Origin of the sequence: Pseudomonas sp. FP2196, assembly GCF_030687715.1 — a bacterium.
In the GTDB taxonomy this organism is placed as follows: domain Bacteria; phylum Pseudomonadota; class Gammaproteobacteria; order Pseudomonadales; family Pseudomonadaceae; genus Aquipseudomonas.
Window position 1 is genome coordinate 5,467,442 of sequence record NZ_CP117445.1, and the last position, 26,130, is coordinate 5,493,571.

Below are 26,130 nucleotides of genomic sequence, written 5' to 3' on the forward strand. Positions count from 1 at the left end.
GCACCCCCTTCAGTCAGGATTTGAGGTAGCCGTTGGCGGCCAGAAAGCTTTCAGTGATCGTGCCGCCCGATGCAGGCTCTGCAGCCTTGTCACCCAGCAACAGACGCTCCAGATAACGCGCCAGCAAGTCGACTTCCAGGTTCACCCGGCGACCTGGCTTGTAGGACGCCATGATGGTTTCGCTCAGGGTGTGCGGAATGATCGTAAGCATGAATTCGGCGCCATCGACCGCGTTCACGGTCAGGCTGGTGCCGTCGACGGTGACCGAGCCTTTATGGGCGATGTACTTGGCCAGCTCTTTCGGCGCGCGGATGCGAAATTCCACGGCGCGGGCATTGTCGCTACGCGAAACCACTTCACCGACACCGTCGACGTGACCGCTGACCAGATGCCCGCCGAGACGGGTGGTCGGGGTCAGGGCTTTTTCCAGATTGACCGGGCTGCCGCTTTTCAGGTCGTTCATGGCGGTGCAGTCGAGGGTTTCGCGGCTGACGTCGGCAGCGAAGCCGTCGCCCGGCAGTTCAACGGCCGTCAGGCAGACGCCGTTGACCGCGATGCTGTCGCCGAGTTTGACGTCGCTCAGGTCGAGCTTGCCGGTTTCAACATGCACCCGTACATCGCCGCCCTTTGGGGTCAGTGCACGGATGCTGCCGATGGATTCGATGATGCCGGTAAACATGGGGTTCTCCTTGAGAACGAAGCCAGCGCTAACGCGATGGCCGGGAATTATACGCTCGCCGAATGAACGGGGATGGCAGTGACTCGCCAGTCATCGCCCACTGCGCGAATTTCAGTGATTTTCAGCTCGGGAGCATCCTTCATATAGCTCAGCGGCCAATCCAAAAGCGGACGCGCCGTAGAGCCTAGGAACTTGCCGGCGATAAAGATCACGAACTCATCGACCAGACCAAGCTGAGCAAAGGCACCGGCCAGGCGCGAACCAGCCTCGACCAGCACCTCGTTGACGCCTCGGTTGGCCAGTTCGATCAGCAACTGATGCAGATCGACCTGCCCGTCATCACCCGGCACGATCAGGCATTCCGGGCCGTTGGCGTATTGCTCTTCGACGGCCACGCAAGTGGCGACCAACGCCGGGCCAGCCTTGAAGAACGGCGCATCCAGCGGCACCCGCAGGCGTCCGTCGACCAGCACGCGCAGCGGTGGACGGCTCATGGCCAAGGCACTTTGTTCGGCATCCAGACCCAGTTCTTCAGCACGCACGGTCAGGCGTGCGCCATCGGCCAGCACTGTGTCGGCACCGGTCAGCACCACCGCCGCCTGAGCGCGCAAACGCTGTACAGCGGAACGCGCCGCAGGGCCGGTGATCCATTGGCTCTCGCCGCTTTCCATCGCCGTGCGGCCGTCGAGGCTCATGGCCAATTTGACCCGCACGAACGGCAAGCCGTGTTCCATGCGCTTCAGAAAACCTTGATTGAGCTTGCGCGCCTCGCCTTCAAGCACGCCGCTTTCGGTGGCGATACCGGCATCGGCCAGACGCTGCAAGCCACGGCCCGCCACTTGCGGATTCGGATCACGCATCGCCGCCACCACTCGAGCAACGCCGGCATTCACCAGCGCCTCGGCGCACGGCGGCGTCCGGCCATGGTGGCTGCAAGGTTCAAGGGTGACGTAAGCGGTGGCGCCCCGGGCCAGTTCACCGGCAGCGCGCAGGGCGTGGACTTCGGCGTGGGGTTCGCCCGCGCGTTCGTGCCAACCTTCGCCGACAATCTGCCCGTCCCGCACCACCACGCAGCCAACCCGAGGATTGGGGTGCGTGGTGTAGTGACCTTTGCGCGCCAGTTCCAGCGCGCGAGCCATGAAACGGGCGTCGAGGATGGCCTGCTCGGCGGCGCTGGTCATTCTTTCACCGGTTCGCGGGCGAGGCGGTCGATCTCTTCACGGAATTCGTTGAGGTCCTGGAAGCGCTTGTAGACCGAAGCGAAACGGATATAAGCGACCTCATCAAGCTTTTGCAGCTCGGCCATGACCAGTTCGCCGACCACGAGGGATTTGACCTCGCGTTCGCCCGTGGCGCGCAGCTTGTGCTTGATGTGAACCAGAGAGGATTCGAGGCGCTCGACGCTCACCGGACGCTTCTCCAGGGCGCGTTGCATGCCCGCGCGCAGTTTTTCTTCGTCGAACGGCTGGCGGCTGCCATCGGTTTTGATCAGGCGCGGCAACACCAGTTCGGCCGTCTCGAATGTCGTGAAACGTTCGCCGCAGGCCAGGCATTCACGCCGGCGGCGCACCTGTTCGCCCTCGGCGACCAGACGCGAGTCGATGACCTTGGTGTCGTTGGCACCGCAGAAGGGACAGTGCATGGTGGCTGGCAACAAAAAAAGGGAGGGCCATGGTAGCGCATCCCGGTGGCAAGACAAGCCATAGGGTTTGCGGTATACAGACTGGCATGATCGTTTGATCCATGGATTTCATTTTGCCGGAGCTGCCAATGTCGTTACGTCCGCTCGTTTTGCTCAGTCTTTTCAGCCTGCTGGTGGCCTGTGGCAGCGATGCACCCAAGCCTCAGCCGCCAACGCCAGGCCCGGCGCCACAGCAGGCGCAGAAAAAAGCCAAAGAGGCCGCCGACCTCGGCCCGCTGCCAGCCTATCAACGTGAACTGAGCGGCACCCTGCAAGGCGTGCCGGCCGGTGCCGAAGTCGAACTCGCGCTCCTGGTGATCGATGCAAAAGATCGCCCGCAGCAATTGCTCGCCAGTTCCAGCCTGATCGGCAACAACCAGATCCTGCCGTTCCACGTGCGCTTCAATCCCGAGGCCTTCCCGGCCGGGGCGCGGGTTGAATTGCGTGGCCGCGCCAGCCAGTCGGGTCAATTGATCCTGCATCTGCCGTCGCAAACCATTACCCAGCCGACCACTCAGGCATTGGGACAACTGCAATTCGTCAAAGCACCATGAATGCACCGCTCGACCTGCAACAGGCATTGGGTGAACTGCTCGGCGACGCCAGACTGAAAGCCTGTGCGTTGCCGGACACCGATTTGCAGTTGTGGCTGATCGACGGCGACAACATGGCGCGCGAATTCAGCCAGGAAGAAACCCAACGAATTCTGCACGAGCCGCCTTACTGGAGTTTTTGCTGGGCCAGTGGCCTGGCGGTGGCGCGTTATCTGGCGGAGTTTCCCGAATGGGTGCGCGGCAAGCGGGTGCTGGATTTTGGCGCGGGCTCCGGCATCGCCGCGATTGCGGCGGTGAAGGCCGGGGCGCTGGAAGTGGTGGCCTGCGACCTGGATCCGCTGGCGATTGCCGCGTGCCGGGCGAATGCCGCGCTCAATGATGTGCAGATGAGTTATTCGACAGATTTCTTTGCCGAAGCGGATCGCTTTGATCTGATCCTGGTGGCGGATGTGTTGTATGACCGGGCGAACCTGGCGCTGCTCGATGCGTTTCTCAGCCGAGGGCGTGAAGCGCTGGTGGCAGATTCGCGGGTCAGGGATTTTCGCCATCCACTGTATGAGCGCATAGGAATGCTTGAGGCGATGACCTTGCCGGATCTGGCTGAGCCTGAAGAGTTCAGACATGTCAGCCTTTACCATGCGCGGCGTGACTGACGCTGCCAAAAGATCGCAGCCTTCGGCAGCTTCTACAGGTTCTGTGTCAATCCGCAAAATTGGCGGCGAACCCGATTACTGTAGGAGCTGCCGAAGGCTGCGATCTTTTGCGGCACCGCTTATAGTGCGTTCATTGATGCTTAGAAGAGATCCCCCATGAGTCAGCCAACGCCGTACATCTTCGACGCCACGACTGCCGATTTCGACCAGTCGGTGATCGAGGCTTCCTTCAATAAACCCGTGCTGGTGGATTTCTGGGCCGAATGGTGTGCGCCGTGCAAGGCGCTGATGCCGATGCTGCAAGGCATTGCCGAGAGCTATCAGGGCGAGTTGCTGCTGGCCAAGGTCAACTGCGACATCGAGCAGGACATCGTTGCCCGCTTCGGCATTCGCAGCCTGCCGACCGTGGTGCTGTTCAAGGACGGACAACCGGTTGACGGCTTTGCCGGTGCACAACCGGAATCCGCCGTACGTGCCTTGCTCGAACCCCATGTGCAGATGCCGGCGCCGGCGGCTGCCGATCCGTTCGAACAGGCTCAGGCCTTGTTCGATGACGGTCGTTACGCCGATGCCGAAGCCGCGTTGGTGGTGATGCTCAATGAAGACAACACCAATGCCAAGGCGTTGATCCTGTACGCCCGTTGCCTGACTGAGCGCGGGGAACTGGATGAAGCGCAAACCGTGCTCGACGCGGTCAAGAGTGATGAGCACAAAGCCGCGCTCGCCGGGGCGAAGGCGCAGATCAAATTTCTGGGCCTTGCCCGCGACCTGCCGGACGCTGCCGACCTGAAAGCGCGTTTGGCGAAAGATCCGCAGGACGATGAGGCGGTGTATCAACTGGCGATCCAGCAACTGGCTCGTCAGCAATATGAAGCGGCGCTGGAGGCGTTGCTCAAGTTGTTCATCCGCAACCGCAGCTATGGCGAAGGTTTGCCGCACAAGACTTTGCTGCAGGTGTTTGAGCTGTTGGGCAACGATCACCCTTTGGTGGGTGTTTACCGTCGCAAGATGTTCGCTGCGCTTTATTAAGATCAAAAGATCGCAGCGTGCCGCAGCGCCTACAGGGGATCGTGGACCACCCGTTTTGCAGATGTACGCAGATCGCGGGCGCCACACCGTTTTGCGGGTGAATGCTGAACCTGTAGGAGCTGCCGCAGGCTGCGATCTTTTGCCTTGGCGCTCTATTCGATCCAGCTGTAAAGCGGCGTATCCCCGCCGCTCAGCACTTTTACGTCCGAACTGTGGCGCAGTCGTACCAGCAGGCGCTTGCCTGACACCGCGTTGCCAGACAGGCCTTCCAGTTGCTCGAGCAGATCCGGCCCGCTGAGTTGCCCGGCCTTGCGCAGCAAATCCCTGGCAACCTGCCACAACGCATCGTCCTGATTCTGCGGTTTCGCCGCCGGAGCCGCAGCGGTCGCCGCTTGCACAATCGCTGGCTGCGCACCAAGGGCCGCGCCCAGCTTCGCCCAGTCGCCGTCATCCAGTTCTACTGTCAAATCCACCGGCACCTCGCCGACGGTTCCGCGTATCCGCAACATTGAGTTCGCTCCCGCACATTTCTGACCTGCATGCTCCCACGGGACTTGTGTAACGCCAAGCGCACAGCATCACAGGCCTCTGGTTTTTATCGAACAATCGTCTACATTGGTCTCTTTTCCATGGGAAGGATGCCCATGTCTTCAGGACGAAAACTGGCCTCAAAGGGAGGCCCTACCTCTACGGGTGGAGTGATACTTGAGGGAAATGAGAACCTCAATATCGAAGGAAAGATCATCGCCTCCATCGGACAACTCGCCAGTTGTCCGGTTTGCGGTCCCGGCAAAGGTCCGATCGTGGCGGTGGGCGAAAGAACACTGATATTGCCTGCTGGCCCCGCTGCCTTGGTAGATGACTATGTCGCCTGCGGCTGCCCACCCATGTCCAACAAACTGCTGCCTCAACAACACAGTGGTTTTGCCGGAATAGGGCGCCCCGCCCCTATCGACATGGGGCCACCGATTGTCGCGCTGACTTCGTATCGTTATCTGCAGGTGATCATCGAACGCTTGGATGATGTCGAAAAGCCCGGACTGTCCTACAAACTCAAGGACAAGAAAAAGGTGGCTGTCTTGCAAGACAGCACCTGCAGCACCACGGGTGAAGGATGCGAACACTCAGTAGACAACCACGCGGATTACGACACCCTGTTGGTCGGTGAAGATTCCGAGTGGACGTTTTATGCGTACGAAGAACCCTTGCAGCAGGACCTGTCATGAAATCGGAAATCAAACTGATCTTTAAAGACTTTCTGATGCAACCACCAAAAGGCATCAAGTTTCAGATGCTGGTGGATGGATTGATCATCGACGACAACATTACTCAGAGCGATGACAAACCCCGAATTTACTCGCTCATCTCTGACAAGGGGCAAACCGGCATCACGCTCTCGGGTACAAAGAAACTACCCTCGGTAAAAACCCGCGATAGCCACGAAGTTACTGTTCAGATCGTCGGCGCATCGGGAGCGACAAAGGCTATGCACACAGCCACGTTGACCGAAGGCAAATCACTGTCGATCGTCGCCGTCTCACCGTGGGTGAAGGTGCCCTTGTCCACAAGCGGTGCCGTTTCGAATGACACCTTTTACGAGGTGGAGTACGGGGTCAAACGCAAAAACGAGACCCGCACCGTAAAAGTAGTTATCCAGGATATGCCGCGCCGAATATTGATGGAGGCGCTTTCACACCGAGGTTCCACGCAATGGGCAGGTAACAAAAGCAAACAGTCTTTGGCGCATCCAACGCTAAAGCAAAGTGTGGAATTCCCGGCAAACACGAACAAATGCAATCTGTTTGTCTACGACGTGCTGACTTCGATCGGGGTCAATGTAGCGTTGATCGAACATGGAAAATCCAAATACCTGCCGTATTTCTCCAAGGTCAGCCCACCGCTGGCGGGTGAATGGGCCGACAGCGGACGACTTCTCAATAGCTGGAAAGTGGAACGTTCGCCTTTGCCGGGCGATGTCGGTGCTTATGCGGTCAATTACTCGGATGCCAGCGGGCACGTGGGTTTTGTCCTGACTCAGGGCGTCTGCATTTCCGCAGGCTGGGAGAAAGTAGAAGTCAATGATGCAGGCTTTCGTCATGCGTCGGGCAACGCAGTGGAAAGTGACCATGACTTCACCATTTTTCGACGTTACAAACACAGCAAACCACAATGAAACGACTTTCTTGGATAATCCTGACTGCTTCAATTCTATTCATCGTGGCATGGCGCTTTTGGTCGCCTGCCGACCTTTCAGCCTGTACTTCCAAAAACACAGAGCCAGGTCAGCTTACCGCCGTAATTCGCGATTACTTTGAGGGAAATAGCCGTATCGACTGGCGGGATCTGGATGATCGTTTCGACATACTTTCTACTCCCGAAGGCCAAAAAATCGCTGGTCAACCACAGGCGTATGTTTGCGAAGCATTGCAGATTCTGCGAAGTCCAACGTTCAGTCAGAGCGAAAAAATCTTCACCACTGCACTCATGTTTCAGCTGCCGATCAATCAGTACATGGGCTTCATGGATCGCACCCATCAACTCTACGCAGAGGAAAAAATTGATCGGGAAGTGATGACACTTGTAGTACTTCCCCGCGGAACAGCCATCAACTACTGGTGGCTGCCAGCCTGGCGCGAGCGCTTTAGTCGCGATGCGCCGAGCGTGCTAGACGCAAATCTGATCAAGCATGTGCTATCGGGACATTACTGGTTCGACTATCCCGGCGCTGGCTTCTGACTCTAAAAGTGTGAACTCCAATCTATGCACCGCCCCGGAATCTGTCCCGGGCGGAGCTCAGTCATGTCTTGCGCAAAGCGGAGCACACGGGCAAACTCTGCGCACTTTCGTTATAAGATTACATAACAAACTCTTCACTTTACTTCCCGGAGACCGCCATGCGTCGTCTGCTGCTCGCTTTGCCGTTTGCCCTGTTGCCGTGGGCCATCGCCCATGCTGCTGATGAGCATGACCACGATCACGACCATGAGCACGGCAGCCTTGGCGCGCATGAACATGGTGTGGGTCGATTGAATGCCGCGCTGGATGGCCAGACGCTGGAACTGGAGCTGGAAAGCCCGGCGATGAACCTCGTCGGTTTCGAACACGTCGCCAGCACAGATGCCGACAAAGCCAAGGTCGCCGCGGCCCGCGCCCAACTGGAAAAGCCTCTGGCCCTATTCAACCTGCCAGCCGCTGCCGGGTGCAAAGTGGTCAGTCAGGAGCTGGAGAGCCCGTTGTTCGGTGACAAGCCGGATGCCGACGATCACGACGACGATGAAGCGGGCAAGGACGGCCACGAGCATCACCACGATCACAGCGAAATCCACGCGCACTACCAGTTCAAGTGTGCAGCCCCGGGCGCACTGAAGACGCTGGATCTGGCGAACGTTTTCAAGATCTTCCCGGCGACACAGAAAATTCAGGTACAACTGATCAGCGCCAGCGGCCAGCAAGGCACCGAAGTGACCGCCAAGGCTGCTGCACTGAAGTTCTGAATCCAACGCGGCCCTGTGTAGGAGCTGCCGAAGGCTGCGATCTTTTGATCTTGATCGCGAAGTTCAAAAGATCGCAGCCTCGTTTCACTCGACAGCTCCTACAGGGGCTTGTGTATAACCATGAAATCGGCGCCATGACCCAAGCACTCATCGAACTGTCCGACCTGGGCTTCAGTTGGCCCGGCCACCCGCCGCTGCTGGACATCCCGGCGTTTCGTCTGGAAGCGGGTGAAACCCTGTTTCTCAAAGGCCCCAGCGGCAGCGGCAAGACCACCCTGCTCGGCCTGCTCGGCGGTGTGCAAAAACCCGATCGCGGCAGCATTCGCCTGCTCGGCCAGGAACTGACCGCACTGTCTGCTGGCGCCCGCGATACCTTCCGCGTCGATCACACCGGGTACATCTTCCAGCAGTTCAACCTGCTGCCGTTTCTCTCGGTACGCGAGAACGTCGAACTGCCCTGCCACTTCTCCAAATTGCGCGCCGAACGGGCGAAGCAGCGTCACGGCAGCGTCGATCAAGCCGCCGCCACCCTGCTCGCCCACCTGGGTCTGAAGGACGAAAGCATCCTCGGTCGCCGCGCCGATTCGCTGTCGATCGGCCAGCAACAACGGGTTGCCGCCGCCCGTGCCTTGATCGGACAGCCGGAACTGGTGATCGCCGACGAACCGACCTCGGCATTGGATTACGACGCTCGGGAAAACTTCATTCGCCTGCTGTTCGCCGAATGCCGCGAGGCCGGTTCGAGCCTGTTGTTCGTCAGCCACGACCAGAGCCTGGCGCCGCTGTTCGACCGTCACCTGTCCCTGGCCGAACTCAATCGCGCCGCTACGTCTGCCGAGGTCTGAGATGTATCTGTTTCGTCTGGCCATGGCCAGCCTGGCCAACCGCCGCTTCACCGCGTTGCTCACCGCATTCGCCATCGCCCTGTCGGTCTGTCTGCTGCTCGCCGTCGAACGGGTGCGCACCGAGGCCAAAGCCAGTTTCGCCAGCACCATCAGCGGCACTGACTTGATCGTCGGCGCTCGTTCGGGGTCGGTGAATCTGCTGCTGTACTCGGTGTTTCGCATCGGCAATGCCACCAACAACATCCGTTGGGACAGCTTCGAACACTTCGCCAATAACCCGAAAGTGAAGTGGGCGATCCCGATGTCCCTCGGCGATTCCCATCGTGGATATCGGGTGATGGGCACCACCGAAGCCTACTTCGAGCATTACCAGTACGGTCGTCAGCAGCACCTGCAACTGGCCGATGGCCGCGCGTTTGCCACCGATCCGTTTGAAGTGGTGCTCGGCGCTGAAGTGGCCGACGCGCTGCATTACAAGCTCGGCGACAAACTGGTGCTGGCTCATGGCGTGGCGGCGATCAGTCTGGTCAAACATGACGACAAACCGTTCACCGTGGTCGGCGTTCTCAAGCGCACCGGCACCCCGGTGGATCGCACCTTGCACATCAGCCTCGGCGGTATGGAGGCGATTCACATCGACTGGCACAACGGCGTGCCGGCGCGGGGCAACGGCCGGGTCTCTGCCGATCAGGCGCGCAACATGGACCTGACGCCGCAAGCGATCACCGCGTTCATGCTCGGCCTCAACAGCAAGATTTCCACCTTCGCTTTGCAACGCGAGATCAACGAATTCCGTGGCGAACCGATGCTGGCGATCCTGCCGGGCGTGGCCTTGCAGGAGTTGTGGAGCCTGATGAGCACGGCTGAAAAAGCGCTGTTCGTGGTTTCGCTGTTCGTGGTGTTGACCGGATTGATCGGCATGCTCACGGCGATTCTCACCAGCCTTAACGAGCGGCGCCGGGAGATGGCGATTCTGCGTTCGGTGGGTGCGCGACCGTGGCATATCGCGAGCCTGCTGGTGCTGGAGGCCTTTGCGTTGGCGTTGACCGGGGTGATCGCCGGGCTGGCGTTGTTGTACATCGGCATCGCCGCTGCGCAAGGTTATGTGCAAGCCAATTACGGTTTGTTCCTGCCGCTGGCGTGGCCGAGCGAGTATGAATGGACGCTGCTCGGTGGCATTCTGGCGGCCGCGCTGCTGATGGGCAGCGTGCCGGCCTGGCGTGCGTATCGCCAATCCTTGGCCGATGGCCTGTCGATCCGTTTATGAGGATGTTCACCATGCCCCGCGCCTTGCTTGCGCTGCTGTTGCTGGTCGCCCTGCCCGTGTGGGCAGCGGCGCCGAAAGATTTGACCTGGTCGGAAATGATCCCGCCGGACGCGGCGCCGGAAGTGCCGAACATGACCCCGCTGCACGATCTGTCGAAGATGAGCGATGCGCTGTCGGCCGAAGCCGCGCCAGCGGCGAAACAGGACATGCCGAATGCGCCGGTTGTGCAGTCACTCGATGGTCAGAACATTCGTCTGCCGGGCTACATCGTGCCGCTGGAAGTCAATGAAGAAGGACGCACCACGGACTTTTTGCTGGTGCCGTATTTCGGCGCCTGCATCCATGTGCCGCCACCGCCGTCGAACCAGATCGTGCATGTGAAAAGCGAGTTGGGCGTGAAGCTGGATGAGCTGTATCAGCCGTATTGGGTCGAGGGGCCGTTGCAGGTTAAAGCGTCCAGCAGTGAACTGGCGGATGCCGGGTATCAGATGGATGCCGACAAGATTTATGTGTATGAGCTGCCGGAGTGAATCCGGCAGTTTTGTGTTGATTGATCCATCGTCTTCGCGAGCAGGCTCGCTCCCACAGGTGATCACCTTCCAGGGTGGGAGCGAGCCTGCTCGCGAAGAGGCCGGCAAAGGTTCAACAGAAACCCGCCCCTTCACTGTTTCATTGAGCTGAGTCAAAAGACCGTATCAGTTGGCTTCGTACCATAGGACATCAGAAATTTTTAACGTCCTTTTGGAGCCCCCATGAACAAGTCCTTGCTCAGCGCCTCGCTGTTTGCCCTCGCGCTCGCAGCCCCGCTCGCCCACGCTCACGAAGCCGGCGACATCCTGATCCGTGCCGGTGCCATCACTGTCAACCCGAAGGCCGACAGCTCCAGCGTCAAGGTCGATCAGGGTCCGCTGAGCGGCACCAATCTGGGCGGCAAGGCGACCATGAGCAGCGACACTCAACTGGGCCTGAACTTCGCGTACATGCTCACCGACCATGTCGGTCTCGAATTGCTCGCGGCCACGCCGTTCGAACATGACGTGAAGCTCAAAGGCACCGCCCTGCCAGCAGCCAATGGCAAGCTCGGCACCCTGAAACACCTGCCACCGACCCTCAGCGTCGTTTACTACCCGCTGGATTCGAAGTCGGCATTCCAACCGTATGTCGGCGGCGGCATCAACTACACCTGGATTTACGACGAGCACGTCGGCAGCGAAGCCAGCGCCAACGGCTTCAGCAATTTCAAGGCAAAAAATTCCTGGGGGCTGGCGTGGCAGGTCGGTGCGGACTACATGCTGACCGACAACATCATGCTCAACGCTCAAGTGCGCTACATCGACATCGATACTCGCGCGACTGTGGAAAACAACTCCGTGGCACCGGGCACTCGGGCACGGGTGAACGTGGATGTGGATCCGTTCATCTACATGGTAGGTTTGGGCTATAAGTTCTAAGCCGATTTAGCGAACGTTCACGTGGTGGTGAATGAGGCTTGGTGGTGGGCAGCTTGAACTGAAGGCGACTGCTGCGCAGTCGATCGGGGATAAATCCCCTCACCACAGGGATAGAGACATATTCCGGCCGTGAAAAAGGCGCCTGTTGAAGGGCGCCTTTTTCATGTCTGCGGTCGTGCTATTTTCCGAGCAACCGCGCCAGCCCAACGCTCATCGGCGTCTGCTCTGGCAGCGAGAATCGCTCCAGCAAGCGCTGGTTGTTCGCCCGCGAGTGACGGATGTCGCCGGAGCGTGCAGGGCCATAGCTGACCGGTGGCAACTCGCCGACAACCGTTTGCAACTCCTCAAGCATCTGCTTCAGGCTCATCGCCTGGTTCCAGCCGACGTTCACCGGGCCGACTTCCACTTCAGGCTTTTCGAGCGCCTGCACCAACAGGTCAACCAGATCTTCGACATAGAGAAAGTCGCGTGTCTGCTCGCCATCGCCGAACACGGTGATCGGCAAGCCTTTCTGCGCGCGTTCGCTGAAAATGCTGATCACGCCGGAATACGGCGACGACGGATCCTGACGCGGGCCGAAGATGTTGAAGAAGCGGAAGATCGCCGGTTCCAGAGCATGCTGGCGGCGATAGAAATCGAAGTAATGCTCGCCCGCCAGTTTGTCCGACGCGTAGGGCGTCAGCGGAGCCTTTGGCGTGTCTTCATCGATCGACTCGCCTTCGCCGTTGTTGCCGTACACCGCTGCACTGGAGGCGTACAACACACGTTTGACCCCGGCCAGACGCATGGCTTCGCAGACATTCAAGGTGCCGATGAAGTTGCTCTGGTGAGTCTTCACCGGATCATCCACCGACGCCTGCACCGAAGCCACCGCCGCCAGGTGAGCGACTGCGCTGCAGCCTTGCATCGCCTGGGCAACGAGCGCAGCGTCGGCGACATCGCCAACGATCAATTCAACCTTGGGATTATCCAGCGGCAGGTTGCTGCGTTTGCCGGTCGACAGATCGTCCAGCACCCGCACCGAATGTCCTTTGGCGAGCAAAGCGTCAGTCAGGTGCGAGCCAATGAAACCGGCTCCGCCGGTGATTAAAACAGTACCTTCAGCCATGACGGTAGAACCTATCCAGTAAGCCCGGGAGCGCGGCACGCCAGGCGCGCGGCTTGATCCCGAAAGTGTGCAGAATTTTCTTGCAGGCGAGCACTGCGTGTTGCGGCTCCTCGGCAGCGTCCGGCCGCGCGGCGTGGGCCTGGGCGGTCGGCGCTTCAATGGCCAGCGCATGCAGGCTGCGCGCTTCGGTCAGAATCGCCTGACCCAGCGCCAGCGGTGTAGTCGCCTCGTGGCCGGCGTAGTGATAAGTGCCCCACAGCGGCGCTGCGCAATCGAGTTGCTTGAGCACCGAAATGATCACGCGCGCGGCGTCGTCGACCGGCGTCGGATTACCGCGACGGTCGTCGGCCAGCAGTAATTCTTCCGGTTGCTCGGCGCGGGCGAGGAAACGCCCGAGGGTGCCGTCAGGGCTGTCATCGAGCAGCCAGCCGAAACGCAGCAACACATGTTGCGGGCACGTCGCGCGAACACTTTGTTCGATGCGCCACAACGCCTGACCGCGCAGGCCCAGCGGCACCGGTTCGTCTTTTTCGCTGTAGGCGGTGGCACGCGAGCCGTCGAACACCCGATAACTGGAGGGTTGCACAAGGACGATGTTGTGATGCTGGCACAGTTCGGCCAGCCGCTCGATCGCACGTTCCTGCCCGGCCATGCGGCTTTCGCTGACAGTCTCGGCCTGGAACCAGTCGAAATAGTAGGCAAGGTTGATCAACGCATCGGGACGGGTGTCGTCGAGCAGTTGCGTCAGGCTCGCGGCATCCCAGCCGTCTTCGGGGGGGCGGGGGGCGAGGAAACCGATGTCTTCTTCCGCACCGAGGCGAATCAGCGCCTGCCCAAGGGCATTTCCGCCGCCCAGTAACATAAGGCGCATTCGCATAGAGTCAGCAGGCCTAGTCTGATTGGAACGATGGCTTTGGCGACGATGCTTGTGGCGCCGTCGTCGATAATTGCCGGAATCGTTGCATTTTGCGGGTTTAGTGCGCAACCGTCACCCGTAAAGTGTCGATGGCCGGGATTTGTACCGAACAAACTGGCCACTTCGCGAGCTTGCTCGCGAAGGGGCCAGCACTCCCACGACACCATCCTGCCGTCAGGTGGGCGATTGCTGCGGCAACACCACTGAGGGGTGCTCCGGCACCACATCATCCGCCGGCTCGCGCTTGGGCAACAAAACCTGCTGTGGATAAGTCTGCGCGAAATGCACCCAAGGGCTGTTATCCACAAGCTTTTTCAAACGCTGGTTGAACGCCCGGCTCACGGCGTATTGCCCACCGGACACCGTGCGGAACTGCGCCGTCAGCACCACGCCGTTGAGATCCATCTTGTCCACGCCAAATACATCCAGCGGCCCTTGCAGGTTGTACTTGAGGAACGGGTCTTCGCGGATCGAATCGCCAGCCTGGCGGATCAGCTCGATCGCCTTTTCCACATCCGTGTCGTAAGTGAACTGCACCGAGAAGAACGCATAGGCGAACTGCCGTGATTGGTTAGTCACTGCCTTGATCTGGCCGAACGGCACCGAGTGGACAAAACCCTTGCCGTCACGCAGACGCAGCGTGCGAATGGTCAAACCTTCCACCGTGCCGGCATGCCCGGAATCGAGCACCACCCAATCGCCGATCGACAGGGTGTCTTCGATGATGATGAACAATCCGGTGATCACATCCTGAACCAACTGTTGCGAACCAAAACCGATGGCCAGACCGACCACCCCGGCACCGGCCAGCAGCGGCGCCACATTGATCCCTAAATTGGCCATGGTGGTGATCGCGCAGATCACCACGAGGATGATTTTGATCGCGTTGCGCAGCAGCGGCAGAATGGTTTTCACCCGGGTGCTGGGCTGGCGCGCCGCGCGTTTGCTGACCGGTGGTTTCAGCGCTTCCTGAATTGCCGTGTCGAGCACCACCCACAGCAACCACGTCACCAGAAAGATCAGGCCAATGCTGCTCAGTGCGTTACTGATCGCCCGGCCAACGGTGCTGCTCTGGGCGAAATCAAGCAGCGACACGCCCCAGATCCGCCCGAGGATATCGATGAAGGCAATCGCAATGACGATCCGCAGCAATGCGTGCAACAGGCTGAGAAAACGCTCCTTGTAAGCGCTGCTGCGCTGGATCGCTTCGGCCCTGCGCGACTTGAACAGGTGCTGGAGGATCGTGCTGAGAAACACCGTGCCGATCAGCAGGACCGTGGTGAACAACGCACAACGCAGAGCCTTTTGATTGTCTTCGCCAATGCCGATCAGACTCACCGCCGACACCAGCACCATCAGCACGATGGGCCAATACCACAGCCCGGAAAAAATCCGCAGCGACTCCTGCAATGACGGTTGTTTCAGACGCTGGCTCAGCGAACGATTGCGGATGAGATGCGCCACCGGGCGGCGCAGACGAATCACCACCAGGCCAAAGATGACCGAGGCAACCAGCCCGGTGAACACCGCAACGCTGCTGGTGATGTTCCCACCCAATTGCCGGGCGATCTGCGGGCTGGTCAGCGCATCGCTGAGGGCGGCGAGGAAACCGATCAGGAATAGCGGTCGCGGGCAATAACTGCGGATGATCCGCGCGGCCGGGCGTTTGTGGCCGACATTGAACATCACTACGACGCACAACAGCATCGACGTGGAAAAGATGCCGCTGCTGGTCGCGTAGGCAAAACACAGCGCCAGCGCGCGCCCCACCGAGGCTTGCAGAAAGTGGCTGACGTACAGCGTCAGTGGCAGGCAGATCAGTGCCGGCACGGTGTACGGCAGCAGGTAGCCGAGCAGATCCTGACTGCGCTGGCGCGTACGAAACCAGCGGCCCTCGCGCAGACGTTTGGCCAACAGGCTGCCGAGCACGGTCAGCAACGCAAATGCACCAAGCCACACACCGGACAACATCAGAAAATCCCCGGCAACGCTCCAGCCCGAGCGGTTCGACGGTTGATTGACCAGTTTGTCGACTTCATCGGCGGCGCGGTCAGCACGCAAGCGCCAGGCGTCGACCAGATGCTCGTTGAGGTCGAGTTTGTCTTGTACGTCATCGATGCTCGAACTGATGGCGCCAAGCAGTCCGCCCTGGACAATCGGCTCGGGTTTGGCCGCCTCCTCTGTGGCGACAGGAAGACCCGGCAGCGCGGCGGCTTCGAGCTCGTTGGCACCGAGAAACAACAATGCTCCCAGCAAAATGGCGATCCTGAACTTGATCAAAACTCCGATCTCCCGTTGGCTGAACCTGTAAGGAACTGATCGGTAATTGCCTGGCAAGTTCAAGAGCACCCTCACCGCGTGGAAAGGTCGCGGCGACCGTCTCGGCCCGACCTATGCCGAAAGCTCCGCGCGCATCGTCACTGGCCACTGATCCGCGCAAATCTCCTGCAGGGGCGATGGGATCTTCAGACTACCGTCCGTAACGCCATCGAAACTTTCCCGAACCGCCCGCAGTCATCAACAGACAGAGGCGGTACGGAGACTTTCGACGGGAGGGCGGCATGGCAACGATTTATATCGGTACTTTCGGCTGGTGCTACGCCCATGAGCACGACAATCCGCACGGCGAATCTGCTGGCGAAAGAGCGCAGGCATGAGCATTTCAGAACCGGTCGGTTTCACCGACGAAGGCTCCGTCGTCGCGCCATCGGTGCGCAGCTTCACCGTGCTGACGGTCAACACCCACAAGGGTTTCACCGCGCTCAACAGGCGATTCATCCTGCCGGAGTTGCGTGAAGCGGTGCGCAGCGTGGCGGCTGACGTGGTTTTCCTTCAGGAAGTTCACGGTACCCATGAACACCATCCCAAGCGCTACACCAATTGGCCGACGATGCCGCAGTACGAGTTTCTTGCCGACAGCCTCTGGCCGCAGTTCGCCTATGGGCGCAATGCCGTGTACCCGGACGGCGATCACGGCAATGCGCTGCTGTCGAAATTCCAGATCATTCGCCACGACAACCTCGACGTTTCGATCAGCGGCCATGAAAACCGTGGCTTGCTCCATTGCGTGCTGCGCCTGCCCGGCGACGGCGTCGAGGTGCATGCGATTTGTGTGCATCTGGGCCTGCGCGAAAGTCACCGCAACGCCCAGTTGAAACTGCTCGGCCAACGCCTCGCCGAGCTGCCCGACGACGCGCCGGTGATCGTCGCCGGCGACTTCAACGACTGGCGCCAGCGTGCCGGCGCACTGCTCAAGCCTTACGGTCTGCGTGAAGTATTCGCCGAACATCATGGCAAGCCGGCGCGCAGTTTTCCGGCGCGTCTGCCGACCCTGCGACTGGACCGCATCTACGTGCGCAACCTCAAGACCAGCCAGCCGAAAGTTCTCGCCAACCGGCCCTGGTCCCACCTTTCCGACCACGCACCGTTATCGGTGGAGATCGAACTATGAGCAGCGCACCGCTGGAGAAGTCCGCCGTAGAACCGATGACCGTCAACCCGCCGATACGCGAGCCCGGCCACGTTGCTGTCGAATATGGCTGGCAGGGCAACAACCGGGTCGAGCTGCTGGAAAACGGCGAGGAGTATTTCCCGCGAGTGTTTGCAGCTATGCGGGCGGCGAAAAGCGAGATTCTGCTGGAGACCTTTATCGTTTTTGAAGACAAGGTCGGCCAGGAGTTACAGGAGATCCTGATCGACGCTGCCCGCCGCGGCGTACGCACCACCGTCAGCCTTGATGGCTTCGGGTGTGGCGAGCTGACCACCGGTTATCTCGCCGCCCTGAGCGAAGCCGGCGTACATCTGCAGATGTTTGATCCCGCCCCCAAACATTTGGGCATTCGCACCAACTGGTTCCGCCGCTTGCATCGCAAGATCGTGGTGGTCGACGGCATGATCGCATTCATTGGCGGGATCAATTTTTCCGGCGACCATTTGTTGGATTTCGGGCCGGAAGCCAAACAGGACTACTCGGTGGAAGTTCAAGGCCCGGCGGTGGCCGATATCCACCATTTCGCCCTGCTGCAAAGTGGTCGCCCCGGTCGGGCACGGTTCTGGTGGCAACGCCGGCGCCAGCGTCGCGCCGAAATGGCTGTCACCGATCACGACGGCCAGGTGCGCCTGGTGTTTCGTGACAACGATCAGCACAACACCGATATCGAAGACGTGTACTTGCAGGTGTTGCGCCGCGCCAAACGGCGGGTGGTGATTGCCAACGCTTATTTTTTCCCCGGCTATCGTTTGTTGCGCGAGATCCGCAACGCCGCCCGGCGCGGTGTTGATGTGCGGCTGATCCTGCAAGGCCAGCCGGACATGCTGGTGGCCAAACTCGCCGCGCGCATGACCTATGACTATTTGCTCAAGGCCGGCGTGCAGATCCACGAATATTGCCAGCGCCCACTGCACGGCAAAGTCGCGCTGGTGGACGACGAGTGGAGCACCGTCGGCTCGAGCAACCTCGACCCGCTGAGCCTGTCGCTGAACCTGGAAGCCAACGTGCTGATCCGCGACCGCGCGTTCAATCAGGAACTGTTCCGGCGTCTCGAAGACCTCAGCCAAAACCACTGCAAAGCCATGGACGCCAGCAAATCGCCCCGCGGGCGTATCTGGCACATGACCGTGGGTTTTCTGGTGTTTCACTTTCTGCGGCATTTTCCGGCGATGGCCGGTTGGCTGCCGGCGCACAAACCACGGCTCAAACCATTTCGAGGTGATCACTCATGAGCCATTCCGAAGCCCCGGCAACCCATCATGCCGCGCCAGCGACGCACTCACGCTGGAGCAAATGGAAACGTCCGCTGACGGCGCTGTTTTTCCTCGCACTGATCGTGCTGCTGACGATGTTCGCCCGTCGTATCGAATGGGCCGAGGTGCTGCAAACCCTCGCCGACTTCAAGGTGCGCACGCTGATCATCGCCGCCAGCGTGACCTTGCTGAGTTTTCTGACCTACGCCAGTTTCGACCTGATCGGACGCACCTACATCCGCCAGGACCTGACCTGGAAACAGATTCTGCCGGTAGGGATTATCAGCTACGCGTTCAACCTCAACCTCAGTGCCTGGGTCGGCGGAATCGCCATGCGATATCGGCTGTACTCGCGGCTGGGCGTGAGCAAAAGCAACATCGCCAAAATTCTCGGCCTGAGCCTGGCGACCAACTGGTTTGGCTACATGACCATCGCCGGCGTGGTATTCAGCAGTGGCCTGGTGAGCATGCCGCCGGGCTGGAAAGTCAGCACCACGGCGTTGCAAGGCATCGGTGTGTTGTTGCTGTTGATCAGCGCCGGGTATCTCGCTGCGTGCCAGTTCTCAAAACGGCGCGAGTGGTCGATTCGCGGTGTGGAGATCAATTTGCCGTCGCTGCGCATGGCGGTGTTGCAACTGTTGCTTGGCGCGTTGAACTGGTCGCTGATGGCGGCGGTGATTTTTACGTTACTGCCGAGCAAACTCGACTATCCGCTGGTGCTCGGCGTGTTGCTGATCAGCGCGATTGCCGGGGTGATCACGCATATTCCGGCTGGGCTTGGCGTGCTGGAAGCGGTGTTCGTTGCCCTGCTGCAACACGAGGCTTCGCGGGGTAGTCTGGTGGCGGGGCTGCTGGCGTATCGGGCGATTTATTTTCTGTTGCCGTTATTGATTACGGTGGTGATGTATCTGCTGGTGGAGGCGAAGGCCAAGTCGTTGCGGATCGAAAAGAAGCCTTCCTGACATTGTTGTTTAGGCTGATGACGCGATCGCTGGCAAGCCAGCTCCCACATTTGAAATGCAGTTACCTGTGGGAGCTGGCTTGCCAGCGATGGCGTCGGAGAAAACAACACAGCTACGAAGACTGGATAATGCTTAACCGCTCACCCACCACCATCTCGGTAATCCAGTCGACCAGAATCGACGTATAGGCCTGCTGCGAAACCGGCTCACTCAACGCGTGGTCCGCCCCGTCAATGATCCGGTGCGTCAGCGAGTGCGTCTGCTGACACGCCGCGCGGTAACTCATGATCGTCGCGTGGGGCACGAAGTCGTCGGTCTCCGATTCCACCAGCAACACATCCCCGGTGAACTGTGAACAGGCATGCAGCGCCCGATTGCTGTCGGCGCGTATCAGCGTGCCGCGATAATCGCGCAGGTCAGCCTTGTCCAGGTCACGCTTGGGTGTGTGCCATTGTTCGTCGCGGTACAGCGCCGGCACCCGCAACGCCAGCCAGCGCACCGGGCGTAAAGACGTGAGGATGGAAGCCAGATAGCCGCCATAACTGGTGCCGACAACTGCAATCGCCGAAGTGTCGAGCGCCGGGTGTGAGAGCAAGCGGTCGTAGGCCGCCAGCAGATCGCGCAGATTGTCTTCGCGGCTGACCCGAGTCAGCGGTATCCCAGTGCCGCCCGTGTGGCCGCGCAGGTCGAAGGTCAGACACACACAACCAAGACCAGCGATGCCTTTGGCCCGCTCCAGATCCCGCTCCTGGCTACCGCCCCAACCGTGAACAAACAACACCCCCGGCACCTTCGATTTCGGACTGAGAAATGTCCCGCTCATCTGTTCATCATCAATGTCGATTTGAATGCTTTCGCTTCTAGCCGTCATAAGATTTGACCGTTACGTATTTAAGTAGAAATTCACTGTTCTCGGCCGGGCCGCGATACACCTCGATGGCGTCCGCCGGCAGCGGCTGTTCGATATAGGTTTCCACCGAAGACACGCGAATCGCGCGCATCGTCGGATCGTTGACGAAACTTTGCAGCGCCGCCACTTCCGCGCTGCTGGCGCCGCCCATGCGCCAGGATTGTTCGAGCACGCCGCTGCGTGTTTTGCCGTTGCTGTCCAGCCCTTGGGCAATGTCGTAGTTGCGGCGCGAGGCATAAAAGCGTGGGTAGGCTTCATTGGCAGCGTTATCGAAAACCTGCGCCTGCTCGATAGCCAAACGCACATCGTCTGGCAGATCCAGCGCCAGCAAATCCTCATAACCGCCCTGCACCACCAGCAGATTCGAGCCGCCGTAGACGTCTTCGCCGAGAGCGTCCTCGGTCAAGTATTGATCGCCGCAGTAACTCAGCACTTTATCGCCGATGAATGACTGGCCGACGCTGTGGGTGATGACGTCGCTTAAATCCTGCTCCAGCACTGCTCCTTCGCTGAACAGCTTTTCAGCTTCGGGGCGGGCAAGGATTTCGTCGAAGGCGTCGAGGCTCTTGATCACTTCCTGACCGCGCCCGGCGCAGGCATGAATCGGCTTCAAACGAATTGACCCGCTGTACAACAAATGCTCGGCGGCGGGCCGCGCATCTTCAAGCGCAAACACGCTCAGTCCGTCGAGCACCACGTTGCGCACGCGCTCGGAAAACAGCGGCGACCAGCCCTGTGGCGCGTGGGCTTGATGGCTACGCAAGCCGTGGCTGATGGCTTTGGTGCAGATGAAATCATGCTCGACATAGCCACCCCACAAATCATCCGGGCCTTTGATGCCCAATTCGTTAGCGTGAGCGGCGCCGACAATAGTTTGCGTCGGTAACAGATAGAGGTCACGGTCGCGGTGTTTCTCGGGGTCATAAGTGCCTCCGAATTTGCACCCGAGAATCTGCGCCAACCAGCGAGCCAGGGCTTTGTTGGTTTGCACTTCGTGCTGCGGCGCGTCGTTGCGCACGGAGTGAGCGACGACGGTTTTCTTGCGGGGTGTCGGGGTCATGCGTCCCCCTTCCAGCGGCGCGGTGAATGTAGAAGGGAAAGGTGCAGAGATCAGGCCAACGGCAGGATCGGGAAAACGTTCGGTTAATCAGTCGTTTGCCGAAATCGTGCTGGCATCACGCCTCTGTCAATCTGCACGACCGGGCGCAAAACCCCGGCAATTTGCACGATCCCAGGCATCACACCAATCCCTGTGGGAGCTGGCTTGCCAACGATGAGGCCATTACTTTCAACATGGATGTCGACTGATCTATCGCAATCGCGGGCAAGCCCGCTCCCGCAGGGTTATGCATTGCCGGGACTACCGGGTTAAACCAAACCGCCCCCGATAATCACTCGGCGCCAACCCGGTAATCTTCTTGAAGATCGCCCGAAACGCCCCCGGGTCCTGATACCCCACCGTCCATGCAATGTGATCAATCGTGCCGTTGGTGAACTCAAGCATTTCCCGCGCCTTGCCTACTCGCAGATGCTGACAATATTCGGTCGGCTTCAACCCGGTCGCCGCGCGGAATCGGCGCAGGAATGTGCGTTCCTCAAGCCCCGCGCGCTCAGCCATCGCAGCCAACGAAACGTCCGCAGCGCCAGTGCCTTGCAACCAATGTTGAACCTTGAGAATGGCTGCATCGCCGTGACTGAGGATTGGTGCAAAATTACTCCCGCAGGCACTGGCGCTGTCGCTGTGTTCAACCACCAGAAACCGCGCAGTGCCAGTGGCGATGCTCGGCCCGAGCAGACGATCGACCAGGCGCAACCCCAACTCAGACCAGGCCATCAGCCCGGCGGTGGTGATCAGGTCGCCGTCATCGACAATCGGTGTGTCGGCCTTGAGCTTGATCTTCGGATAACGTTCGGCAAAGTCCTCGGCCGACGTCCAGTGTGTGGTGGCGCTGCGGCCGTCGAGCAGACCGCTTTCGGCCAGCAGACACGAACCGACACAGACACCGCCCAATGTCGCGCCGCCTGCATGCTGCTCGCGCAACCATTGCGCCAGGGTGGCTGGCATTTGCGCCGAGGAAAAACCGGCGATGGACGGCGGAATCAGCACCGCCAGCAAACCACTGTCGACACCCGGACAACTCTCGAAAACCCGCGCCGGCGCCTGATCGCCGTCGACCTGCCAATGACTGACACGCAACAACGGCAACCGCGCAGACTGATACTCGGCAGCAATTCGGTTGGCCACCGCGAACAGGTCGGTCAGACCATGTACCGCCGCCATTTGCGCGCCGGGATAAATCAGCACGCCCAGTTAGGCGATGGCAGCCCTTTCTGCGCCCATTGTCAGTTTTCCCCTGTCTATTGTCGGTGCGGCCAATCCCCGAATCGCTGGTAAGCGCCAATACTCAAGCCACTTCCAGCCAATCCATCGAGGACACACCCATGGCCAAGCAAGCGCTCATCGTAGTCGATATCCAGAACGACTACTTCCCCCAAGGCAAGTGGCCGCTGGCCGGCGCCGACGCTGCCGCCGACAACGCCGCGCGTCTGATCGCAGCCTTCCGCGAAGCCGGCGATTCGGTGGTGCATATCCGCCACGAATTCACCTCACCCGAGGCACCGTTTTTCACTCCGGGTTCCGACGGCGCCAAACTGCATCCCAAAGTGCTCAACCGCGCCGACGAACCCGTGGTGCTCAAGCATTTCGTCAACTCGTTCCGCGAAACCGAGTTGCAATCAATCCTCGACGAACAAGGCATCAAGGAACTGGTGGTGGTCGGCAGCATGAGCCACATGTGCGTCGACGGTATCACCCGTGCAGGCGCGGATCTGGGTTATGCAGTGACGGTGATTCATGATGCCTGCGCCAGCCGCGATCTGGAGTTCAACGGCCTCACAGTGCCGGCGGCGCACGTCCATGCAGCTTTCATGTCGGCGCTGGGTTTTGCCTACGCTAACGTGATCTCAACCGACGAGTTCCTTCAACGCTGAGCCACCGAGAAACACTTTGCAAAAATCTGCGCCCGCCCCGTTGCGGGCGTTTTTGCATGCGCCGAAAAAATCTCACGCGTGAGCCATTGATGGCACTTTGAATTGGTTGTAGTGTGGCCCACGCGTGAGATGTTCATAACGGAGTCACTGCCATGAAAAGCCACTCCCCTGCTTCAGCGTCAGCAAGTCCAAAGGGAGAGCGCTCGAAACCGTCCGCGAAAAAACCGTCGAGCTTTTATATGAAGCAGATGCGCGCGGGCCTGGCCGCTGCCGGTTATGTGAAACACGAAACTTGGGTGCTTCCGGAAAACCGAAGCTTGCTCAAGCAAATGGAGCAACAGCTACGCCAACCGATTCTGGCTGGCTCATTCATGTCGGAGAATTACATGAGCGCAGGCAACAACTGGAACATCGATAGCCTCTTCAACGCCCTCAAGGCACTGGACGAGGTGGCTTCGCAAGAGATCACTCTGTCTCTGATCCAGAGCTCCGAACCCAGCATCAAGCTGGAAATGAACGAATTCGGCGGTCTGCCGATTCACATCGCCCTGGCCGGTCAGCAGATCATCGTCGACACCGTGCTGGTGGACATCGATTCGATCACCGACGTGCGCGCCTTCAACGACGCCGTGCTGCGCAGCCGGGAAATGTTCCCGCTGTCGTCGATCGGTATTGAGTCGATGCCGAACGGGCAGACCGTTTACAACATGTTTGGCGCCCTCAGCGCCGACTCGAGCCTGACCAACGTCGTCACCGAGGTGAAAACCCTGGTCGACAACGTGCAGCGCGCGAGCGAAGCCTTCGAACACTTCTTCAAGTAATCAACAGGGAATATCCAATGACTCAGTCCATCTGGAGCAAGTTGTTCACCGCACTGCGCGGCGGCGCCAATGAAGTCGGCGAAGCAATCGTCGACCAACAGGCCCTGCGCATCCTCGACCAGGAAATCCGTGACGCCGACATCGCGCTGTCGAACGCCCGTCGTGAGCTGGTGACCATCATGGCCAAGCACAAGCTGGCCGCCGATCGCGTCAGCGAGTACGACGCCAAGATCAAGGATCTGGAAGCCAAAGCTGTTTCGGCCCTGAATGCCGGCCGTGAAGACTTGGCGATGGAAGTGGCCGAAGCGATTTCGACACTGACCAACGACCTGACCGCCGAGAAAAAGCTGAGCGACGAATTCGGCACCTACGCCGACAACATGCGCAAAGACATCAACAAGGCCGAAGCCCGGATCAAGAGCCTGCGCCAGCAAGTGGACATGGCCAAGGCCCGTGACAGCGTGCAGAAAGCCCAGGTCAGCGCGTCCATCGCCAGCGGCGGCGCCAACGGCAAACTGGAAACCGCCGTCGGCACCCTGAACCGTCTGCAAGCCAAACAGCAGCAACGAGCTGCCGAGCTGAGCGCCGCGGACGAACTGGCCGACGCTTCGACCGGCAACGACCTGGACCGCAAACTGCGCGATGCCGGGATCACGCCGAACGAAGGCAGCGCCAATGCGATTCTTGAGCGCCTGAAACAAAAATCCACGCAGTAAAACCGTTCCCCATGTAGGAGCTGCCGAAGGCTGCGATCTTTCGATCTTGAATCCAGATCAAAAGATCGCAGCCTTCGGCAGCTCCTACATGATTTTCAGGACCCACAACATTTGCATTTTGCCTGCTCGTTCACCGCGCAGCCCGGTACACTAGCGACGTTTTTTTGCCGACGAACACCTCCACCCGCTTCAAGGAACGTACCCATGGGATGGTTTAAAGACTTGCTGGGCACCAGCAACTGGCAGAACGCTGCGCCAACGCCGACCGTTGCCAGCGGCCCACTCGGGATGGCGCAAGGTAAAGGTGTCAGGTTCGATACGACTCTGGCGCTGCTGCTTGATGGCTCGACCTCGGTGCGTGTGCCCTTCGATCAGGCGATCTGGAGCGCCGGCTGGGTCGATCTCGGCCAGTCCAACAAACTGCACCGCTATTACATGAACGACGAGGATTTCTGGGTACAGATCCACGTCACCGGCGACGACCAGGTCGAATCGGTCACGCTGTTCAACTATATCGGTTACGTGACGGTCAACAGCGACGCCGAACTGCAGCGCCTCGCGGGCCCGAGCAGTCAGATCGGTTTGCCGACCTACACCCACGAAGGTGTCGAATACACCCGCGAATGGGGCACCGAACAGGGCCAGACCGAACTGGTTCCAATGACCGAGCAAGTGGTCAATCCGGACGAGAGCTACACCATCGAACATCATTCGATGCTCTATGCACGCGAAACCGGCCTGACCGATCGCCGCGAACTGCTGCTGTTTTCCGTCGAGCAGGACGAAGAAGGCACCGTCAGCCTGAGCACCTCACTGGGCATCTCGCTGTACACGACTGACCTGAGCACCATTTAAATAAGGAAGTTTTTCATGCTGGAAGTGCTGGCCTTTTCCCTGAACAAAACCGCGCTGACCGGTTTCGTCGTCTACCTGATCGGCGCCGTTTTGCTGTTCATGCTGTTCCAATTCGTCTACACCCGCATCACCCCGCACAAGGAATTCGAGCTGATCCGTGCCGGCAACACCGCCGCCGCCATTGCACTGGCTGGCGCGATCATCGGTTTCGCCATCCCCGCCAGCAACGTGATCGCCTTCTCAGTCAACGTTCTCGACTTCGTGCTCTGGGCGGTGATTGCCGCAGTGGTACAACTGCTGGCGTTTCTTGCCACGACTCTGGTGCTCAAAGGCACATCCCAGCGCATCGCCAACGGTGAAATCGCCTCCGGCATCTACGTGGCTGCGGTGGCGATCAGCGTCGGCATGCTCAACGCTGCATGCATGACACCGTCCAACTGATCGGCAGGAAGCCT

General features: G+C 59.7%; 29 protein-coding genes. 19 read left to right on the forward strand and 10 right to left on the reverse strand.

All coding sequences use genetic code 11. From position 1 onward, the window contains the following. Nucleotides 1-13: 13 nt before the first annotated feature. From PSH79_RS24465 to nrdR, 3 genes are read right to left on the reverse strand one after another with little or no spacing between them, the layout of a single operon-like run. Entirely contained in the window at nt 14-679 is a 666-nt protein-coding gene (locus PSH79_RS24465; RefSeq protein ID WP_305440037.1) for a riboflavin synthase, read from the reverse strand. A 47-nt stretch (nt 680-726) separates the two neighbouring features. Further along, nucleotides 727-1,860 (reverse strand): bifunctional diaminohydroxyphosphoribosylaminopyrimidine deaminase/5-amino-6-(5-phosphoribosylamino)uracil reductase RibD, encoded by a 1,134-nt coding sequence (gene ribD, locus PSH79_RS24470; protein WP_305440038.1) that lies wholly within the window; start codon nt 1,858-1,860, stop codon nt 727-729. Next, on the reverse strand, nt 1,857-2,321 hold the full coding sequence (gene nrdR, locus PSH79_RS24475; RefSeq protein WP_007910946.1) for a transcriptional regulator NrdR: 465 nt from the start codon (nt 2,319-2,321) through the stop codon (nt 1,857-1,859). The genes ribD and nrdR overlap by 4 nt, the downstream gene beginning before the upstream one ends. A gap of 128 nt (nt 2,322-2,449) precedes the next feature. On the opposite strand from nrdR, the gene PSH79_RS24480 reads away from it, so the two are divergent. The 3 genes from PSH79_RS24480 to trxA all read left to right on the forward strand — a co-directional run bounded on the left by PSH79_RS24480 (nt 2,450) and on the right by trxA (nt 4,596). Next, entirely contained in the window at nt 2,450-2,914 is a 465-nt protein-coding gene (locus PSH79_RS24480; protein ID WP_305440039.1) for a YbaY family lipoprotein, read from the forward strand. Next, nucleotides 2,911-3,567 (forward strand): methyltransferase, encoded by a 657-nt coding sequence (locus tag PSH79_RS24485; protein ID WP_305440040.1) that lies wholly within the window; start codon nt 2,911-2,913, stop codon nt 3,565-3,567. Before PSH79_RS24480 ends, PSH79_RS24485 begins: the two co-directional genes overlap by 4 nt. A gap of 156 nt (nt 3,568-3,723) precedes the next feature. Further along, nucleotides 3,724-4,596: a thioredoxin gene (gene trxA, locus PSH79_RS24490; RefSeq protein ID WP_305440041.1), complete on the forward strand. Its 873-nt coding sequence runs from the start codon at nt 3,724-3,726 to the stop codon at nt 4,594-4,596. A gap of 152 nt (nt 4,597-4,748) precedes the next feature. Here the strand turns inward: trxA and PSH79_RS24495 are convergent, their stop codons facing one another. After that, nucleotides 4,749-5,105: a hypothetical protein gene (locus PSH79_RS24495; RefSeq protein WP_305440042.1), complete on the reverse strand. Its 357-nt coding sequence runs from the start codon at nt 5,103-5,105 to the stop codon at nt 4,749-4,751. 135 nt (nt 5,106-5,240) lie between these two features. Here PSH79_RS24495 and PSH79_RS24500 point away from each other — a divergent pair, with 135 nt between their 5' ends. From PSH79_RS24500 to PSH79_RS24535, 8 genes are all read left to right on the forward strand, one after another. Beyond that, complete coding sequence (locus PSH79_RS24500; RefSeq protein WP_305440043.1) at nt 5,241-5,822, forward strand: PAAR domain-containing protein; 582 nt, start codon at nt 5,241-5,243, stop codon at nt 5,820-5,822. Beyond that, the gene (locus PSH79_RS24505; protein WP_305440044.1) at nt 5,819-6,769 is read left to right on the forward strand and encodes a CHAP domain-containing protein; all 951 of its coding nucleotides are present in this window, start codon (nt 5,819-5,821) and stop codon (nt 6,767-6,769) included. The genes PSH79_RS24500 and PSH79_RS24505 overlap by 4 nt, the downstream gene beginning before the upstream one ends. Then, the gene (locus PSH79_RS24510; RefSeq protein ID WP_305440045.1) at nt 6,766-7,332 is read left to right on the forward strand and encodes a hypothetical protein; all 567 of its coding nucleotides are present in this window, start codon (nt 6,766-6,768) and stop codon (nt 7,330-7,332) included. The genes PSH79_RS24505 and PSH79_RS24510 overlap by 4 nt, the downstream gene beginning before the upstream one ends. Nucleotides 7,333-7,490: 158 nt before the next feature. Continuing rightward, complete coding sequence (locus PSH79_RS24515) at nt 7,491-8,090, forward strand: DUF2796 domain-containing protein (RefSeq protein ID WP_305440046.1); 600 nt, start codon at nt 7,491-7,493, stop codon at nt 8,088-8,090. 134 nt (nt 8,091-8,224) lie between these two features. After that, on the forward strand, nt 8,225-8,935 hold the full coding sequence (locus tag PSH79_RS24520; RefSeq protein ID WP_305440047.1) for an ABC transporter ATP-binding protein: 711 nt from the start codon (nt 8,225-8,227) through the stop codon (nt 8,933-8,935). Between the two features lies 1 nt (nt 8,936). Then, entirely contained in the window at nt 8,937-10,202 is a 1,266-nt protein-coding gene (locus PSH79_RS24525; RefSeq protein ID WP_305440048.1) for an ABC transporter permease, read from the forward strand. A gap of 11 nt (nt 10,203-10,213) precedes the next feature. Further along, nucleotides 10,214-10,732 (forward strand): DUF3299 domain-containing protein, encoded by a 519-nt coding sequence (locus PSH79_RS24530; RefSeq protein WP_305440049.1) that lies wholly within the window; start codon nt 10,214-10,216, stop codon nt 10,730-10,732. A 222-nt stretch (nt 10,733-10,954) separates the two neighbouring features. Further along, nucleotides 10,955-11,653, forward strand: a complete 699-nt coding sequence (locus PSH79_RS24535; RefSeq protein ID WP_305440051.1) for an OmpW family protein — start codon at nt 10,955-10,957, stop codon at nt 11,651-11,653. A 178-nt stretch (nt 11,654-11,831) separates the two neighbouring features. Here PSH79_RS24535 and PSH79_RS24540 read toward each other — a convergent pair whose 3' ends face one another. The 3 genes from PSH79_RS24540 to PSH79_RS24550 all read right to left on the reverse strand — a co-directional run bounded on the left by PSH79_RS24540 (nt 11,832) and on the right by PSH79_RS24550 (nt 15,957). Continuing rightward, nucleotides 11,832-12,761 carry an NAD-dependent epimerase/dehydratase family protein gene (locus PSH79_RS24540; protein ID WP_305440052.1) on the reverse strand — a complete coding sequence of 310 codons (930 nt, stop codon included), beginning with the start codon at nt 12,759-12,761 and terminating at the stop codon, nt 11,832-11,834. Continuing rightward, a complete protein-coding gene (locus PSH79_RS24545) occupies nt 12,754-13,638 on the reverse strand; it encodes a sugar nucleotide-binding protein (protein ID WP_103303743.1) in 885 nt (294 codons plus the stop codon). Before PSH79_RS24545 ends, PSH79_RS24540 begins: the two co-directional genes overlap by 8 nt. Before the next feature lie 213 nt (nt 13,639-13,851). Continuing rightward, complete coding sequence (locus PSH79_RS24550) at nt 13,852-15,957, reverse strand: mechanosensitive ion channel family protein (RefSeq protein ID WP_305440053.1); 2,106 nt, start codon at nt 15,955-15,957, stop codon at nt 13,852-13,854. A gap of 373 nt (nt 15,958-16,330) precedes the next feature. Here PSH79_RS24550 and PSH79_RS24555 point away from each other — a divergent pair, with 373 nt between their 5' ends. The 3 genes from PSH79_RS24555 to PSH79_RS24565 are packed head-to-tail and all read left to right on the forward strand — an operon-like array spanning nt 16,331 to nt 19,382. After that, nucleotides 16,331-17,128: an endonuclease/exonuclease/phosphatase family protein gene (locus tag PSH79_RS24555; protein ID WP_305440054.1), complete on the forward strand. Its 798-nt coding sequence runs from the start codon at nt 16,331-16,333 to the stop codon at nt 17,126-17,128. Beyond that, complete coding sequence (gene clsB, locus PSH79_RS24560; protein WP_305440055.1) at nt 17,125-18,399, forward strand: cardiolipin synthase ClsB; 1,275 nt, start codon at nt 17,125-17,127, stop codon at nt 18,397-18,399. The genes PSH79_RS24555 and clsB overlap by 4 nt, the downstream gene beginning before the upstream one ends. Beyond that, nucleotides 18,396-19,382, forward strand: coding sequence for a lysylphosphatidylglycerol synthase domain-containing protein (locus tag PSH79_RS24565; RefSeq protein WP_187678761.1), 987 nt, complete (start codon nt 18,396-18,398; stop codon nt 19,380-19,382). Before clsB ends, PSH79_RS24565 begins: the two co-directional genes overlap by 4 nt. Nucleotides 19,383-19,494: 112 nt before the next feature. Here PSH79_RS24565 and PSH79_RS24570 read toward each other — a convergent pair whose 3' ends face one another. From PSH79_RS24570 to PSH79_RS24580, 3 genes are all read right to left on the reverse strand, one after another. Beyond that, nucleotides 19,495-20,253, reverse strand: a complete 759-nt coding sequence (locus PSH79_RS24570; RefSeq protein ID WP_305440057.1) for a S9 family peptidase — start codon at nt 20,251-20,253, stop codon at nt 19,495-19,497. Further along, nucleotides 20,243-21,352: a DUF3182 family protein gene (locus PSH79_RS24575; protein ID WP_305440059.1), complete on the reverse strand. Its 1,110-nt coding sequence runs from the start codon at nt 21,350-21,352 to the stop codon at nt 20,243-20,245. The genes PSH79_RS24570 and PSH79_RS24575 overlap by 11 nt, the downstream gene beginning before the upstream one ends. Nucleotides 21,353-21,652: 300 nt before the next feature. Beyond that, complete coding sequence (locus tag PSH79_RS24580; protein WP_305444079.1) at nt 21,653-22,573, reverse strand: GlxA family transcriptional regulator; 921 nt, start codon at nt 22,571-22,573, stop codon at nt 21,653-21,655. A 161-nt stretch (nt 22,574-22,734) separates the two neighbouring features. Here PSH79_RS24580 and PSH79_RS24585 point away from each other — a divergent pair, with 161 nt between their 5' ends. The 5 genes from PSH79_RS24585 to PSH79_RS24605 all read left to right on the forward strand — a co-directional run bounded on the left by PSH79_RS24585 (nt 22,735) and on the right by PSH79_RS24605 (nt 26,116). Next, nucleotides 22,735-23,283 (forward strand): cysteine hydrolase family protein, encoded by a 549-nt coding sequence (locus tag PSH79_RS24585; RefSeq protein ID WP_305440060.1) that lies wholly within the window; start codon nt 22,735-22,737, stop codon nt 23,281-23,283. 152 nt (nt 23,284-23,435) lie between these two features. After that, nucleotides 23,436-24,104 (forward strand): YjfI family protein, encoded by a 669-nt coding sequence (locus PSH79_RS24590; protein ID WP_305440061.1) that lies wholly within the window; start codon nt 23,436-23,438, stop codon nt 24,102-24,104. Between the two features lie 17 nt (nt 24,105-24,121). Continuing rightward, entirely contained in the window at nt 24,122-24,820 is a 699-nt protein-coding gene (locus tag PSH79_RS24595) for a PspA/IM30 family protein (RefSeq protein ID WP_305440062.1), read from the forward strand. Nucleotides 24,821-25,024: 204 nt separating this feature from the next. After that, nucleotides 25,025-25,675: a DUF2491 family protein gene (locus PSH79_RS24600; protein ID WP_305440064.1), complete on the forward strand. Its 651-nt coding sequence runs from the start codon at nt 25,025-25,027 to the stop codon at nt 25,673-25,675. Between the two features lie 15 nt (nt 25,676-25,690). Further along, complete coding sequence (locus PSH79_RS24605) at nt 25,691-26,116, forward strand: DUF350 domain-containing protein (RefSeq protein ID WP_305440065.1); 426 nt, start codon at nt 25,691-25,693, stop codon at nt 26,114-26,116. Nucleotides 26,117-26,130 lie beyond the last annotated feature (14 nt).

Bases quoted from the DNA above. Each gene is read 5' to 3' on its own strand.
- PSH79_RS24465 (WP_305440037.1), bottom strand. From the start codon at position 679: ATGTTTACCGGCATCATCGAATCCATCGGCAGCATCCGTGCACTGACC.
- ribD (WP_305440038.1), bottom strand. From the start codon at position 1,860: ATGACCAGCGCCGCCGAGCAGGCCATCCTCGACGCCCGTTTCATGGCT.
- nrdR (WP_007910946.1), bottom strand. From the start codon at position 2,321: ATGCACTGTCCCTTCTGCGGTGCCAACGACACCAAGGTCATCGACTCG.
- PSH79_RS24480 (WP_305440039.1), top strand. From the start codon at position 2,450: ATGTCGTTACGTCCGCTCGTTTTGCTCAGTCTTTTCAGCCTGCTGGTG.
- PSH79_RS24485 (WP_305440040.1), top strand. From the start codon at position 2,911: ATGAATGCACCGCTCGACCTGCAACAGGCATTGGGTGAACTGCTCGGC.
- trxA (WP_305440041.1), top strand. From the start codon at position 3,724: ATGAGTCAGCCAACGCCGTACATCTTCGACGCCACGACTGCCGATTTC.
- PSH79_RS24495 (WP_305440042.1), bottom strand. From the start codon at position 5,105: ATGTTGCGGATACGCGGAACCGTCGGCGAGGTGCCGGTGGATTTGACA.
- PSH79_RS24500 (WP_305440043.1), top strand. From the start codon at position 5,241: ATGTCTTCAGGACGAAAACTGGCCTCAAAGGGAGGCCCTACCTCTACG.
- PSH79_RS24505 (WP_305440044.1), top strand. From the start codon at position 5,819: ATGAAATCGGAAATCAAACTGATCTTTAAAGACTTTCTGATGCAACCA.
- PSH79_RS24510 (WP_305440045.1), top strand. From the start codon at position 6,766: ATGAAACGACTTTCTTGGATAATCCTGACTGCTTCAATTCTATTCATC.
- PSH79_RS24515 (WP_305440046.1), top strand. From the start codon at position 7,491: ATGCGTCGTCTGCTGCTCGCTTTGCCGTTTGCCCTGTTGCCGTGGGCC.
- PSH79_RS24520 (WP_305440047.1), top strand. From the start codon at position 8,225: ATGACCCAAGCACTCATCGAACTGTCCGACCTGGGCTTCAGTTGGCCC.
- PSH79_RS24525 (WP_305440048.1), top strand. From the start codon at position 8,937: ATGTATCTGTTTCGTCTGGCCATGGCCAGCCTGGCCAACCGCCGCTTC.
- PSH79_RS24530 (WP_305440049.1), top strand. From the start codon at position 10,214: ATGCCCCGCGCCTTGCTTGCGCTGCTGTTGCTGGTCGCCCTGCCCGTG.
- PSH79_RS24535 (WP_305440051.1), top strand. From the start codon at position 10,955: ATGAACAAGTCCTTGCTCAGCGCCTCGCTGTTTGCCCTCGCGCTCGCA.
- PSH79_RS24540 (WP_305440052.1), bottom strand. From the start codon at position 12,761: ATGGCTGAAGGTACTGTTTTAATCACCGGCGGAGCCGGTTTCATTGGC.
- PSH79_RS24545 (WP_103303743.1), bottom strand. From the start codon at position 13,638: ATGCGAATGCGCCTTATGTTACTGGGCGGCGGAAATGCCCTTGGGCAG.
- PSH79_RS24555 (WP_305440054.1), top strand. From the start codon at position 16,331: ATGAGCATTTCAGAACCGGTCGGTTTCACCGACGAAGGCTCCGTCGTC.
- clsB (WP_305440055.1), top strand. From the start codon at position 17,125: ATGAGCAGCGCACCGCTGGAGAAGTCCGCCGTAGAACCGATGACCGTC.
- PSH79_RS24565 (WP_187678761.1), top strand. From the start codon at position 18,396: ATGAGCCATTCCGAAGCCCCGGCAACCCATCATGCCGCGCCAGCGACG.
- PSH79_RS24570 (WP_305440057.1), bottom strand. From the start codon at position 20,253: ATGACGGCTAGAAGCGAAAGCATTCAAATCGACATTGATGATGAACAG.
- PSH79_RS24575 (WP_305440059.1), bottom strand. From the start codon at position 21,352: ATGACCCCGACACCCCGCAAGAAAACCGTCGTCGCTCACTCCGTGCGC.
- PSH79_RS24580 (WP_305444079.1), bottom strand. From the start codon at position 22,573: ATGGCGGCGGTACATGGTCTGACCGACCTGTTCGCGGTGGCCAACCGA.
- PSH79_RS24585 (WP_305440060.1), top strand. From the start codon at position 22,735: ATGGCCAAGCAAGCGCTCATCGTAGTCGATATCCAGAACGACTACTTC.
- PSH79_RS24590 (WP_305440061.1), top strand. From the start codon at position 23,436: ATGAAAAGCCACTCCCCTGCTTCAGCGTCAGCAAGTCCAAAGGGAGAG.
- PSH79_RS24595 (WP_305440062.1), top strand. From the start codon at position 24,122: ATGACTCAGTCCATCTGGAGCAAGTTGTTCACCGCACTGCGCGGCGGC.
- PSH79_RS24600 (WP_305440064.1), top strand. From the start codon at position 25,025: ATGGGATGGTTTAAAGACTTGCTGGGCACCAGCAACTGGCAGAACGCT.
- PSH79_RS24605 (WP_305440065.1), top strand. From the start codon at position 25,691: ATGCTGGAAGTGCTGGCCTTTTCCCTGAACAAAACCGCGCTGACCGGT.